Origin of the sequence: Nitrosovibrio sp. Nv17, assembly GCF_900119085.1 — a bacterium.
Taxonomy (GTDB): domain Bacteria; phylum Pseudomonadota; class Gammaproteobacteria; order Burkholderiales; family Nitrosomonadaceae; genus Nitrosospira.
The window spans coordinates 84,280-97,792 of sequence record NZ_FPIQ01000010.1 but is presented as its reverse complement, the minus strand read 5'-3'; the positions used below and the strand labels follow the sequence as shown (position 1 = coordinate 97,792).

Annotated in this window: 8 protein-coding genes; 1 reads left to right on the top strand and 7 read right to left on the bottom strand. The window is 65.9% G+C overall.

What is annotated here, in order from left to right:
• Nucleotides 1-296 precede the first annotated feature (296 nt).
• Nucleotides 297-2,525 carry a primosomal protein N' gene (locus BT108_RS07650; protein WP_072293940.1) on the top strand — a complete coding sequence of 743 codons (2,229 nt, stop codon included), beginning with the start codon at nt 297-299 and terminating at the stop codon, nt 2,523-2,525.
• 11 nt (nt 2,526-2,536) lie between these two features.
• Here BT108_RS07650 and BT108_RS07645 read toward each other — a convergent pair whose 3' ends face one another.
• From BT108_RS07645 to BT108_RS07615, 7 genes are all read right to left on the bottom strand, one after another.
• Nucleotides 2,537-3,436 carry a fructosamine kinase family protein gene (locus BT108_RS07645; RefSeq protein WP_072293939.1) on the bottom strand — a complete coding sequence of 300 codons (900 nt, stop codon included), beginning with the start codon at nt 3,434-3,436 and terminating at the stop codon, nt 2,537-2,539.
• 12 nt (nt 3,437-3,448) lie between these two features.
• Nucleotides 3,449-4,873 (bottom strand): argininosuccinate lyase, encoded by a 1,425-nt coding sequence (argH, locus tag BT108_RS07640; protein WP_072293954.1) that lies wholly within the window; start codon nt 4,871-4,873, stop codon nt 3,449-3,451.
• 122 nt (nt 4,874-4,995) lie between these two features.
• Nucleotides 4,996-6,606, bottom strand: coding sequence for a peptide chain release factor 3 (locus tag BT108_RS07635; RefSeq protein WP_072293938.1), 1,611 nt, complete (start codon nt 6,604-6,606; stop codon nt 4,996-4,998).
• Entirely contained in the window at nt 6,603-8,735 is a 2,133-nt protein-coding gene (locus tag BT108_RS07630; RefSeq protein ID WP_072293937.1) for an ABC transporter ATP-binding protein, read from the bottom strand. The genes BT108_RS07635 and BT108_RS07630 overlap by 4 nt, the downstream gene beginning before the upstream one ends.
• On the bottom strand, nt 8,732-10,252 hold the full coding sequence (locus tag BT108_RS07625; protein ID WP_072293936.1) for an ABC transporter permease: 1,521 nt from the start codon (nt 10,250-10,252) through the stop codon (nt 8,732-8,734). The genes BT108_RS07630 and BT108_RS07625 overlap by 4 nt, the downstream gene beginning before the upstream one ends.
• Nucleotides 10,249-11,226 carry an ABC transporter permease gene (locus BT108_RS07620; RefSeq protein WP_143142442.1) on the bottom strand — a complete coding sequence of 326 codons (978 nt, stop codon included), beginning with the start codon at nt 11,224-11,226 and terminating at the stop codon, nt 10,249-10,251. Before BT108_RS07620 ends, BT108_RS07625 begins: the two co-directional genes overlap by 4 nt.
• Nucleotides 11,219-13,444 carry an ABC transporter substrate-binding protein gene (locus tag BT108_RS07615; protein ID WP_072293934.1) on the bottom strand — a complete coding sequence of 742 codons (2,226 nt, stop codon included), beginning with the start codon at nt 13,442-13,444 and terminating at the stop codon, nt 11,219-11,221. Before BT108_RS07615 ends, BT108_RS07620 begins: the two co-directional genes overlap by 8 nt.
• Nucleotides 13,445-13,513: the final 69 nt, after the last annotated feature.

Below are 13,513 nucleotides of genomic sequence, written 5' to 3'. Positions count from 1 at the left end.
GCTCTCCTTCCGTTGCCGATCCGTTACATATCCACAACCCCGTAAAGACTATCCCCCTTCACCCCCTCAAGTCAAGATGTTTGTCGGGAAAAGCGCGCCAGCAGGCTGCGGGACACGTCCAGCCGGCAATGGATCCAGCGGCGCCATCGGACCATTTCTGCGTGAGGAATGAACGTCATGACGCCTCCATACGGGCAACTTCTTCGCGTCATCCTCCATTCAAAACTGAACGGCGACGGGTTTTGGAGGGATAATGCCGAAACCCTTGATCGATATCGCACTCCTGCCGCAGCAAAATGCCCGTCATCCGCGTCGCGCTCGACGTTCCCGTCCATACGCTGTTCGACTACGTCGCACCGGACGCCACCGAAAGAGATGTCGGCGCGCGCGTGTGCGTTCCGCTGGGAAACCGGCGGATGGTGGGCGTGATCGTGGAAATGGCCGCCGATGCGGCAACCGCGTCGCGCCGGCTCAAGAACATCTTCTGCATATTCCGGGACGCCCCCCCCCTGCCTGCGGATCTACTCGACGTCCTCCGGTTCTGCAGCGCTTACTACCACCATCCCCTGGGCGCAGTGGTGATGCATGCCCTCCCCGCAAGGCTGCGCAGCCCCGAGCCCATGGCGGGAGATCCCGGCGCCGCACGCTATCGCCTTACCGCCGCGGGCAGGGCCATCGATCCATCCGTTATTCCCGCACGCAGGAAAATCAGGCGGCAGCTGCTGGCGCAATTTCAGGAATCCGGCGTCCTGCGCCGGGACGAGGCCAGACGACGTTCGCGAAGCGCGCCGGCCGCCCTGGAAGAATTCGTGCAACTGGGCTGGATCGAGGAATTCGAGGACGGTCCGCGCAACGCATCCGGGGAACCGGCTGAATCGCCTGCCGGCACCGGAAGCATGGTGGCAGAGGCCCTGCCCCCGGGCCTGACCCTGACCGAAGACCAGGCGCATGCCGTCCGCAGCATCACCTCCGCCATGCATGACTATCATCCATGGCTGCTGCAGGGCGTCACCGGCAGCGGAAAAACGGAGGTCTACCTGCGGCTGATCGCCCATGTGCTGCATCAAGGGCGGCAGGCGCTGGTGCTGGTTCCCGAAATCAGCTTGACGCCCCAGCTCGAGGCGGTTTTCCGGGCTCGGTTTCCCGCCACGCCGCTGATCCGCCTGCACAGCGGACTGGCATCCGGCGAACGCGTACGGGCCTGGCTACAGGCACGGCAAGGAGCGGCCCGCATCATCCTGGGCACGCGCCTTGCGGTATTCACCCCCATGTCGAAGCTCGGCCTGATCATCGTGGACGAGGAGCATGACGCCTCGTTCAAGCAGCAGGAGGGCCTGCGCTACTCGGCACGGGATACCGCGATCTTCCGCGCCCGGCACGCACGCGTGCCGGTAGTGCTGGGTTCCGCCACACCGTCGCTCGAAAGCTATCGCAACGCCGCCGATCATCGCTACCATGGACTCTTCCTGCGCACGCGCGCAAACCGTGGCGCCTCGCTGCCCGCCATCCGCTGCGTCGACCTGCGCACCGTCGAAACTCGCGACGGCCTGTCCGCACCTCTGATCGCCGCCCTGGCGGAGCGCCTCGCGCTGCGCCAGCAAAGCCTGGTTTTCATCAATCGCCGAGGCTATGCGCCGGTGCTGCGGTGCAAGTCGTGCGCCTGGGTCGCCACCTGCCACCGGTGCGCCAGCCGCCTGGTGGCACACCTGCGCGAGAAATGTCTGCGCTGCCACCACTGCGGCCACCAGGAACGGTTCCCGCAGGCCTGTGCAGCCTGCGGGAACCAGGACGTGACGCTGCTGGGACATGGAACGCAGCGGATCGAGGCGGCGCTGGCGGAACGCTTCCCCGAGGCACGCATCCTGCGCATCGATCGCGACAGCACGCGCCGTAGGAATGCATGGCCCTCCATCCTCGAGGATATCCAGGCGCAACGCGTGGACATCCTGGTGGGCACCCAGATTCTGGCGAAGGGGCATGATTTTCCGCACCTATCCCTGGTAGGCATCCTGAATCCCGATGCCTCGCTGTTCAGTACCGATTTCCGCGCATCGGAACGGCTGTTTGCCCAGCTGATGCAGGTGGCGGGCAGGGCGGGACGGGCCGACATACCGGGAGAGGTGCTGGTTCAGACCGAATTTCCGGGCCATCCGCTCTATCAGGCGCTGCGGCGGCACGACTACGATGCGCTCGCACAGGAGCTGCTCGCCGAACGGCGAGCCGCAGGATTTCCTCCCTACGTCCACCAGGCCCTGTTGCGGGCGGAAGCGCCGCAGATCGCCACCGCCCTGGCTTTCCTCGATCGCGCCGCCGCCGCGGCGAATCCGACTTCCCGCGTGCAGGTGTTCGATCCGGTACCCGCCCACATGGCGCGTCTGAAAGGAGTGGAGCGCGCCTACCTGCTGGTGCAGGCCGGGTCCCGCAGCCAGCTGCAGGCATTCCTTTCCGCATGGCGCGAGCGGCTCGACGCCCTGCCGGGGCGCAAGGTGCGATGGACTTTGGACGTGGATCCCCTCGAATTCTGACGCTGCGCGCGCTACCCTCGCGTCTCCGCCAGCAGCTGCTCCATCATGCGCCGCGCCTGCTGCAGATATCCACCTCCGAAGAGATTGAGATGATTCAGCACATGGTACAGGTTGTAGAGGATCTTGCGTACGGCATAGCCCTGATCCAGGGGATAGGCTTCCCGGTAAGCTGCGTAGAATGTGGCCGGGAAGCCGCCGAACAGTTCCGTCATGGCGAGATCCGTCTCCCGATCGCCATAGTAGACCGCCGGATCGAAAAGCAGCGGCCGCCCCGCGACGTCATAGCCATGGTTGCCGCTCCACAGATCGCCGTGCAGCAGGGAAGCGACCGGCTCCGTGCCTGCGAAGAAGGCGTCCAGCCGCTCCAGCAGTTGTTCGCCCCGTGCCTGCAGGGATGCTTCATGGCCGTTGCGCCATGCGAGCTGCAACTGGTGGGCCAGCCGCTGCTCGCGCCAGAATACGGCCCAGGCGGAGGTGGGGCGGTTGGGCTGCGGCGTGCCGCCGATGGTATTGTCGCGCGCCCAGCCGAATTCCCTCGCCACGGTGCGGTGCATCGCCGCCAGTCCTCTCCCCAGCGCTGCAGCATCGCCTGAGGCGCATGCCATCTCCAGGTACTCCAGCACCAGCCACGATCCGCACGGGCTCTCGCCCCAGCAGACCGGCGCAGGAACACGCAACGTGCACGAATCCAGGATCTCCCGCAGGCCCGCGGCCTCCGCCTCGAACATCGCCAGGCTGCCGACCCGGTTGAGCTTGATGAAAAAACGCCGCCCGCCGCCCTCGATCCGATAGGCCTCGTTGATACACCCTCCGCGGACCGCGGCAGCCGTCTCCGCCGCAAACGGCACGCCGGTCGCGGCGGAGATCTGTGCGCCCACCTGTGCGGCGACCCGTTTCCAGGAGGATGACACGGCGTGGGCCGGTTACGGCCGCGACAGCCATTCCCGCGCCCGCCCGACGGCGGCCCGCACCTGGGCAGGCGCCGTGCCGCCGATATGGTCGCGGCTGCGCACCGATCCTTCCAGCGTGAGGACGGCGTAGACATCGTCGTCGATCAGGGGGGAAAACCGGCGCAGATCCGTGAGCGCGAGTGCGCCCAGATCCTGTCCGCACTCGTCGGCAAAGCGCACGGCGCGGGCAACGGCCTCGTGTGCTTCGCGGAAGGGCAAACCCTTCTTTGTCAGGTAGTCCGCCAGGTCGGTGGCGGTGGCATGGCCGCGCATGGCGGCGGCGCGCATCGCCTCCGCGTCGACGCGCACGCCCCGCAGCATCGCGGCATACACGCGCAAGGTATCCGCTAGGGTTTCCACCGTGTCGAAAAGCGGCTCCTTGTCTTCCTGGTTGTCCTTGTTGTAGGCCAGCGGCTGCGCCTTCATCAGGGTCAGCAACGCCACCAGATGTCCGTTGACGCGTCCCGTCTTGCCGCGCACCAGCTCCGGAACATCCGGGTTCTTCTTCTGCGGCATGATGGACGAACCCGTGCAGAAACGGTCGGCGATATCGATGAAACCGAACGATGGATTCATCCAGAGTATCAACTCCTCCGACAGTCGCGACAGGTGCGTCATGACCAGCGCCGCGGCAGCGCAGAACTCGATCGCAAAATCCCGGTCGGACACTGCATCCAGCGAATTCGCGCATACGCCATCGAATCCCAGCTGCCGCGCCACCGCCTCGCGATCGATAGGGTAGCTCGTCCCGGCAAGCGCCGCTGCCCCCAGCGGCAGCCTGTTCACCCGCTTCCGGCAGTCGGCCAGCCGCTCGACGTCGCGTTTCAGCATTTCGAAGTAGGCCATAAGGTGGTGCCCCAGGACGATGGGCTGCGCCACCTGCAGGTGGGTGAACCCGGGCATCGCCGTGTCCGCATGCTGCTCGGCGAGGTCCACCAGCGCGTGCTGCATGCCGTGCAGCAGGCCGACGATCCGGTCTATCGACGCGCGCAGGTAGAGGCGCACGTCGGTCGCGACCTGGTCGTTGCGCGATCGTGCCGTGTGCAGGCGTTTGCCGGCGTCGCCGACGAGCGCGGTCAGGCGCTTCTCGATGTTGAGATGAACGTCCTCCAGCTCTAGCCGCCAGACGAACCGGCCGCTGCGGATCTCCCCGCGAATCTGCTCCAGTCCCGACTCGATCGCGGTCAGGTCGCCCACATCGATGATGCCCGCTCCGTGCAACATCCGCGCATGGGCCAGCGAACCTTCGATGTCGTATTCGGCCAGCCTGTGGTCGAATCCCACCGAGGCCGTGTAGCGCTGCACCAGTTCCGACACCGGTTCCGAGAACCGGCCCGACCACGCCTGCGCGCCTCCCGCCGGCTCCTCCGGCGCGTCCTGCCTCCCATCGGCGGCCATCAGCCGCGACCCGGCAACCGCATGGTCACCCTTTCCCACCGCATGCACCTCCTCCCCGCGCCACTCGTCGTTGCCCGCCGGCCGACCCTGGCACCAGTATAAACCCAAACCCCGCCACGGCCCTATCCTCCCATGCTGTCCTGGAATACCAGACCGGCATGCTCGCGCAGCCTGTGGAACCGGATCGACGCCCAGTTCTCCTGGGCCACGCTCAGTTCCACCTCGAACGCGGCCAGGAAGGTGGGGGCCTCCACCACATCGTACGCAATGCGGTGCGCATTGGCGGCGATGAAGCGCTTGAGCTCGCGTTCATCGCCGCATGTCACCCAGCGCGCGAGCTGGTATCGCGCAGGTACCAGCCTCGCCTCCACCCCGTATTCGTGCTTGAGGCGGTGCGCCACCACCTGGAACTGCAGGATACCCACCGCGCCCAGCAGCAACGCGCCGCCGAGGTGCGGGCGAAACACCTGGATCGCCCCCTCCTCGCCCAGCTGGGCCAGGCCCAGCTTGAGCTGCTTGCTGCGCATGGGATCGGCCAGCTCCGCCGTCTGGAAGATTTCGGGGGCGAAGAACGGCAGGCCCGTGAACTGCAGGATTTCGCCCTGCGTCAACGTATCCCCCAGCTGCAGCGTCCCGTGATTGGGAATGCCGATGATGTCTCCGGCATGGGCAGTATCGAGCAGCTCACGCCGCTGCGAAAGAAAGGATACGACTCCATGGGTGCGGATGTCCTTGCCGTTGCGCGCAACCTTGAGAGTCATGCCGCGTTCGAAACGCCCGGAACAGACACGGACGAATGCGATCCGGTCCCGGTGTGCGGGATTCATGTTCGCCTGGATCTTGAACACGACACCGGTGAAAGCGGGCTCGCCAGGTTGTATCCGGCGCTGCAGGGCGGGGCGCGGACCCGGTGGCGGCGCCAAGTCGACGAGGGCGTCGAGCACTTCGCGCACGCCGAAGTTGTTGATCGCCGAACCGAAGAATACCGGCGTCTGCGCACCCGCAAGAAAGGCAGCCGGGTCGAACGCGGGCGAGGCGCCGCGGATCAGTTCGATCTCCTGGGAGGCATGGGCAGCCTGCTCCGCAAAGCGTGCTGTGATCTCGGGATGTTCCAGGCCGTGGATGATTTCATCGTCCTCATCCAGCCGGTCGGTACCGGGATGGAACACGCGCATGCGGTCGCGCCGCAGATCGAATACGCCACGAAAGGCGTGGCCCATCCCCAGGGGCCAGGTGAAAGGCACCGTCGTCATGCCCAGCACCCGCTCGATCTCGTCCAGCAGGTCGAGCGGCTCCCGTACCTCGCGATCCATCTTGTTCACGAAGGTCAGGATGGGCGTTCCCCGCGCGCGGCACACTTCCAGCAGGCGCAGCGTCTGCGCCTCCACACCGTTGGCCGCGTCGATCACCATCAGCGCGGCATCCACGGCCGTCAGCACGCGGTAGGTATCCTCGGAGAAATCCTGGTGTCCCGGCGTGTCCAGCAGGTTGATGACGCTGCCTCTGTATTCCATTTGCATTACCGAGCTGGCAACCGAGATGCCGCGCTGCTTTTCGATCTCCATCCAGTCGGAGGTGGCATGGCGGCTGGCCTTGCGCGCCTTCACGCTGCCCGCGATGTGGATCGCGCCGGCGAACAGCAGCAGCTTTTCCGTCAGCGTGGTCTTCCCCGCATCCGGGTGAGAAACGATGGCAAACGTGCGGCGGCGCGCGACTTCCTGTTCAACCGTCATGAGTCGTTTTCCTTTGTATGCAAATGGCATCGAACCGCATGCGTGGGACTGAGCGCATGTGTTTCCGGATAATGCTCGGAACATACCGGCAGCGCATGCGGGCAGCGCGGATGAAAATGGCATCCTGCGGGCGTGTTGATCGGGGATGGCAGATCCCCTCCCAGATGGGCGACCGGGCGCCTGGCCCGCGGGTCGATGACGGGCACCGCCGCCAGCAGCGCCTGGGTATAGGGGTGGGCGGGATGCTCCAGCACCTCGTCCACGCGTCCCTGCTCCACGATCCTGCCCAGGTACATCACCGCCACCTCGTCGGCGACGTACTCCACCACGGAAAGGTTGTGGGTGATGAACAGGTACGCCAGCCCGAGCTCCCTTTGCAGATCCCGCAGCAGGTTCAGGATCTGCGCCTGTACTGACACGTCCAGCGCACTGGTGGGCTCGTCGCACACCAGCAGCCGGGGATGGACCGCAAGGGCGCGGGCAATGGCGACGCGCTGGCGCTGGCCGCCCGAGAACTCGTGCGGGTAGCGCCACTTGACCTCGGACGACAGGCCGACGCTCTCCAGCAGCCTGTCCACGTGCGCCCGCATGGCGCCGGCGCTGCGCGCCGCGGAAGAGGCCCCGGACGCTACCGCATCGATGCGCTCGCCATTCAGCGCATGCATGCCTTCCTCGATGATGTCCACGATACGCATCCGCGGATTGAGGGAAGAATAGGGATCCTGGAAAATGAGCTGGAACTCGGCCCGCAACCTGCGCAATCGTGCGCGCTCCATCCCCACGAGTTCGGCACCCTCGTAGCGCACGCTGCCTGCGGTCGGCGCGATCAGCTGCAGGATACTCTTGCCGACGGTGGTCTTGCCGCAGCCGGACTCCCCCACCAGTGCCAGCGTCCTGCCCTGCCGGATCGTCAGCGCGACGCCGTCGACCGCCTTGACCTGCCCGACGACGCGCTTGATCAGGCCCTTGTGGATCGGGAAATGCACCCTGAGACCGTCGACGCTCAGCAGGGGAACCTCCGCATGATCCGGCGGCGGCTCCGCCCCGCTGCGGCGCTCGGGCGCCCTCGTCCCATTCTCGGCACCCCGGGACCCTGCCTGCCGCCCATCGGCGGCGGGGGCGGAGGCGCCGGCCGCAACGGCTGTCGGAGCCGGGATGGCAGCGTCGAAAAGGTGGCATCTCACCCGATGCGTGCCTCTCACGATGCGCCAGCGCGGCACGATCTCACGGCACGCCGCCCAGGCGAACTCGCAGCGGTCGGCAAAACGGCAGCCGGCAAACGCGCGCGACAGCGAGGGAACGCCGCCGCCAATGGCCGCCAGGCGCATTCCCTCCCTGCGCACGGCCTTGCCGGGCAGCGAGGCGAGCAGCTTGCGCGCATAGGGATGCGCCGGCCCGGCGAAGAAATCCTCGCAGGCACCCGTTTCCACGATCTCGCCGGCGTACATGATCGCCACCCGGTGCGCCATCTCCGCCGCCACCGCGAGATCGTGCGTGATGAGCAGCATCGCCATGCCGTCGCGCCGCTGCAGGCCGCGCAGCAGATCCAGTATCTGCGCCTGAATGGTGACGTCCAGGGCGGTGGTCGGTTCGTCGGCGATCAGCAGCGCCGGCTCCCCCGCGAGCGCGAGTGCGATCATCACGCGCTGCTTCATGCCTCCCGAGAACTGAAAAGGATACTGGCGCATGCGCCGGGCGGCATCCGGTATGCCTACCTGACCCAGTATCTCCAGCGTGCGGCGCCGAGCCGGCGCACCCTTCAGGTCGAAGTGCCGCCACAGCACCTCCCCGATCTGATCCGCCACCGTCATGACGGGATTCAGGCTCAGCATCGGCTCCTGGAATATCATGCCGATGCGCCTGCCACGTACGCCCCGCATCGCCGCTTCCGGCAGCGCCAGCAAATCCTCGCCGTCGATCCTGATCGCTCCCGCCACGATCTCGCCCGCCTCGGGCAACAGCCGCATGATGGAAAGCGCGGCCATCGATTTGCCGCAACCCGACTCTCCCAGCAGCGCGAACGTCTCGCCATGCGCGATCTGCAGGGCGAGGCCCTCCACCGCGCGCACGGGAGCCGCCGCGGTATGAATGACGGTATGGAGATCGTCGATCTGCAGCAGGGGTTTCATGGCCGGGGCGCGCGCTCCGTCACCGAAGCGGAAGAGGAGGCCTGCGGCTGCCTGCCCGCACGCCGGGCGGCCCGGGCGTGCCGCGGGGGCATGGTCGCCGACAGCATCTTCTTCCGCGGATCGAAGGCATGCTGCACCGCATCCGCGAACAGGTTGGCACTCAGCACCAGCGCGAACATGAAGCCGAAGGCGGCCAGCAGCGTCCACCACACCATCGGCTCGCGCGCCATCTCCAGCCGTGCGGCATTGATCATGGTACCGAAGCTGATCATGGAGGGATCGACGCCGACCCCCACGTAGGACAGCACCGCCTCGGCCAGCACCAGCCCGCTGAAATCCATCACCGTCGCGATCAGCACGATGTGCATCACATTGGGCAGGATGTGGCGGCCGATGATGCGCCAGTGCGAAACGCCGAATGCATGGGCGGCCTGGATGTACTCCATCTCCCGCAGCTTCAGGGTTTCGCCCCGCAGCAGCCGGCACAGGCCGCTCCAGCTGGTGACGCCCAGTATGACGCACAGGAACAGGAGGCGCAGATCGGCACGCGCGGCCGCGGTGTCGAACCACTCCGGACGGGTCTCGATGTAGACCTGCATCATCAGCACCGTCGCCGCGATCAGCAGGACGCTCGGAATCGAGCTCAGAGTGGTGTACAGGTACTGGATGACGTCGTCCACCCAGCCGCGGAAATAGCCGGCCATGATGCCCAGCAGCAGCGCAAAAGGCAGCATCATCAGGGTGGTGAGTGTTCCGATCACCAGACCGGTACGTATACTCTTCAACGACTGGTAGAAGACGTCCTGGCCCACCTTGTCGGTGCCGAGTATGTGGTAGCTGTCCGCCAGCGCCAGCGCAGCCCCGCACAGCGGCAGAATGCAGGCCAGCGTGATGCACACCACGTTCCACTGCACCGGCGTCGCACCCCGTCGGATGGCGGCAAGCGTCTCCCGCCATCCCCGGGCGCCGCGGCGCGCCAGCCAGCCGCCGAGCGCCACCACCGCCATTCCCCACGCCAGCAGTCCGAGACCCGCGCCCGCAGCGGCTCTTCCGGCGACATCGGCCACAAGCTCGCTATCCGGATCCTGCAGATGCGCACCGCCGAACTGCAGCCTGGGAAACGTCCGGATCTGGTGCCCATCCGGCAGCTCCACGGTCTCGCGCGCGTACAGGAATGCGGAGAACGGAGCGGAATAGGTCTTTTCCACGCGCGTGCGCAAGGGGGTGGCCAGGACGTCGAGCAGGCTCAGCACCTCCACGCTGTAGGCCTGTTCGCCGCCGGCATCGCCACCGTGCTCGACGGCGGGCCGCAGATGCACCGTATCGAGCAGCCCGACCACGATGAAGCACCCCAGCACCGTCAGTGCCGCCATGCCGCTCGCGCTGCGGCCCACGCGCCGCCATGGCGCCAGCAGACGCTCGTTACGGCGCACATGCCAGGCGAACGCGAAGACGACCACCAGCAGCAGGTAGACGAAGGCATCCGTCCAGAGCACCACCGGCTTGAAGGACGTCATTCCAGCCTCACCCGGGGATCCACCAGCGTATAGGAGACGTCCGTCAGGATCAGCCCGACGATGTAGAGCAGCGATCCCAGGAACACCATGGCGCGCACCACCGCAAAATCCTGGGAATTGATCGCATCGATGGTGTAGCTTCCCAGTCCGGGAATGCCGAAGAAGGATTCGGCGATCAGGCTGCCGAGGAACAGCAGCGGAATCACCACCACCGTGCCGGTCAGGATCGGGATCATCGCGTTCCCGAGCACGTGCCGGAACAGCACGAGACGCTCCGGCAATCCCTTGGCGCGGGCGGTGCGCACATAGTCTCTGCCCATCTCCTCCAGGAACAGGGTGCGGTACCAGCGCGTACTGGCGCCCGCACCGCTCAACACCCCGATGACGACCGGCAGTATCAGGAACCGGACCGCGTCGGGGCCGTCGCCGTATCCCGAGATGGGAACGAGGTGCCACAGCTTGCTGACCAGGAACTGGCCCCCGATGATGTAGAACAGGCTGGATACGGACATCAGCGCAACGCACAGTACCACTCCCCAGAAGTCCACGTAGGTCGCCCTGAAAAGCACCATGGTCAGCGCAAACACGATATGGGTCGCCAGGCCCAGCAGAAATACCGGCAGCGCAATGGCAAGGCTCGGCAGCATGCGCATCCTGATTTCGTGGGCGATGTCGCGCCCGTCATCGGCGCGGCCGAAGTCGAAAGCGAACATGGCGACCGACTTCTCGAAGAATATGGTCTGCGTGAGGCGCGCCACGCCGTCCGCCGCGGCGTTGAAGACCAGCGGCTTGTCGTAGCCGCGCTCCGCCTTCCACTTGTCGATGGCCTCTGGCGTCACATACTTGACCCCCAGCTGCATGCGGGCCATGTCGTCGGGGCTGTTCACCACGAAGAACAGGGCAAAGGTGATCAGGTTCACGCCCACCAGGATGGGAATGGCATACAACACCCGCCGGATGACGTAGTTAAGCAACGCCATCCTCCCGGGCATTCGCCTCCTGCTCCGGCTGGCCGTGCCGGTTCGCCGTCTCCCGCTCCCTACGCCGATAGGCGATTGCTGCAGGAGCCAGAATTGCCGTCAGCATCGCCGCTGCCAGCACGATCGGCCACAGTACCGGCCGGTTCCATTCGTGCCGCTTGCGCTGCCGCAGCGCCGCGTCGATGCGGACGTACTTGAGGGTGTTGTGCGCCAGACGGCTGGGCTTCACATTGCCGTACCATGCGTGGTAGAGGCCGTAGTCCTTGGGATGGAACCCCCACAGCCAGGGCGCATCATGACGCAGGAGATCGACCATGCGGTCGATGATCTGCTGGCGCCTGGGGCCGTTCTCCATGTTCTTCATGCGCTCGAACAGGCGGTCGTACTCGGCGCGGGCGTAGTTCGCGGAATTGGCGCCGTCCCCGCCGACCCTCCGCTGCGCGCTGTGCAGCAGGAACAGGAAGTTCTCCGGATCGGGGTAGTCCGCGTTCCAGCCCCATTCGAATATCTGCGCATTGCCCTTGCGCATCTTGTCCTGGAAGCGGTTGTAGTCGGTGCTGCGAACCACCAGCTGGATGTTGAGCTTCTGGAACTGCTTGCGCATCCAGTCCAGGCTCGCCTTGTCGTCGGCCCCGCGCGCGGTGACGTCGAAGTACAGCACCAGAGGCGCGCCTGTTTTCGAATCCACTCCGTTCGGATAACCCGCCTCGGCCAGGAGCGCCCGGGCGTCCGCGATCGGCCTGCGCCGCATCTGGCCGTCGACCCATTGGTAGACGATCGGGTTCATCCCTTCCCGGCCTTCGCGGTGGCCGGCGATGCCGGGCGGGATCGGCCCCTGGGCCGGTATGCCGCGCCCATTGGCGAATATCGAAACATATTCCTCGTAATCCACCGCGATGGAAATGGCCTGACGCAGTTTCCGCGCGGACTCGCGCACCCGTTCCGTGGCGCCGCCGTCGCCCACCACCGGGTCGAGCATGTTGAATCCCATGTAGTAAGTGGACGCCGCCACCGCAGTCTCCAGGCGGATGCCCTGACGACGCATCGCCTCGGTCACGGTCGCCTCCCCCTGACCCGTCACCTGCACCGCCTGGTCGAAGCTGTCCGAACCGATGCCGGAAGTATCGTAATAGCCCTGAAGGAATTTGTTCCAGCGCGGGATGCTCTCCTTTTCACGGGTGGAGACCACCTTGTCGATGAACGGCATGGGCTTGCCGGCATCCGCGAGCAGGCCCGCCGCCACGTCCGCCGGCGCCCCCTCGGAGGGATAGCGCTCGCCGTGGAAATTGGGATTTCTTTCCAGCACCATCCTGCGGTTGGGATCATTCTCGGTCAGCATGTAGGGTCCGGTCCCCACGGGATACCAGTCAAAGGTGATGTTCTTCTCCGCCAGGCCCGGCTGCGCGTAGAAGCGCTCGGCCTCCCAGGGAATGGGGGAAAAGAAGGGCATCGTCAGCCAGTACAGGAACTGGGGATACTTGCCCCGGATCTTGATGCGGTAGGTATGGCGGTCCACGGCCTCGGCCCCCTCCAGCGGGTAGCGGTTCAAGTCCAGGTAGGCGGTGTCCGCTTGCTGGGCGACGGCGGCGTGCAGCGTGGCGGAATACTCCCGCAGTCCCACGATGTAGTCCGCCATGAGGCCGAAGATGGGAGAATGCAGCCTGGGATGGGCCAGCCGCTTGATCTCGAACACGTAGTCATCGGCTGTCAGTTCGCGCGAGCCGGTTTGGGGAAAGTCCGACAGCCGGTGAATATCCGCCAGATCCCCGGCCGTGAGGTCGTGGTAGCGGAATTCGCCGCGCCCGTCCCTGGCGAAGGCGGGATGGGGCTGGTATCTCGCTCCCGGCCGGATGGAGATCTCATAGACCGTATGGGCGATCCGGACAGGATCCGCGTCGTCCGGCAGGAGCGTCCCCTGTTGGTCGAGGTAGCGCACCACCGGCATGCGCGCGGCACCCAGCGGGACCAGGGTGTAGGGACGCGCCAGGTAGTGGTATTGCAGCGGCGGCTCGTAGATCTGCGTCGTCAGCAGGATCTCGTTGGAACTGTAGGATTGTACCGGATCCAGGTGCTTGGGGCGCTCCGCGAACGCAGTGTAAAGAATGTTCTCTCCCGCATGATCGGCCGGATAGGGATCGTTCCAGGCGCGATCGCCGCAGGCGCACACGAGGAGCACGAGCGACAGCGGCAGGTATGTCGAGAATCCCTTCATTGGCGCGATAGTGTAGTCCAAATATGGGCAGCGCAAGGATGCCTGGGCGGCGGGAGGATACGCGTAACG

Coding starts and splice junctions, on each gene's coding strand:
- BT108_RS07650 (WP_072293940.1), top strand. CDS start 297: ATGCCCGTCATCCGCGTCGCGCTCGACGTTCCCGTCCATACGCTGTTC.
- argH (WP_072293954.1), bottom strand. CDS start 4,873: ATGGCCGCCGATGGGAGGCAGGACGCGCCGGAGGAGCCGGCGGGAGGC.
- BT108_RS07635 (WP_072293938.1), bottom strand. CDS start 6,606: ATGACGGTTGAACAGGAAGTCGCGCGCCGCCGCACGTTTGCCATCGTT.
- BT108_RS07630 (WP_072293937.1), bottom strand. CDS start 8,735: ATGAAACCCCTGCTGCAGATCGACGATCTCCATACCGTCATTCATACC.
- BT108_RS07625 (WP_072293936.1), bottom strand. CDS start 10,252: ATGACGTCCTTCAAGCCGGTGGTGCTCTGGACGGATGCCTTCGTCTAC.
- BT108_RS07615 (WP_072293934.1), bottom strand. CDS start 13,444: ATGAAGGGATTCTCGACATACCTGCCGCTGTCGCTCGTGCTCCTCGTG.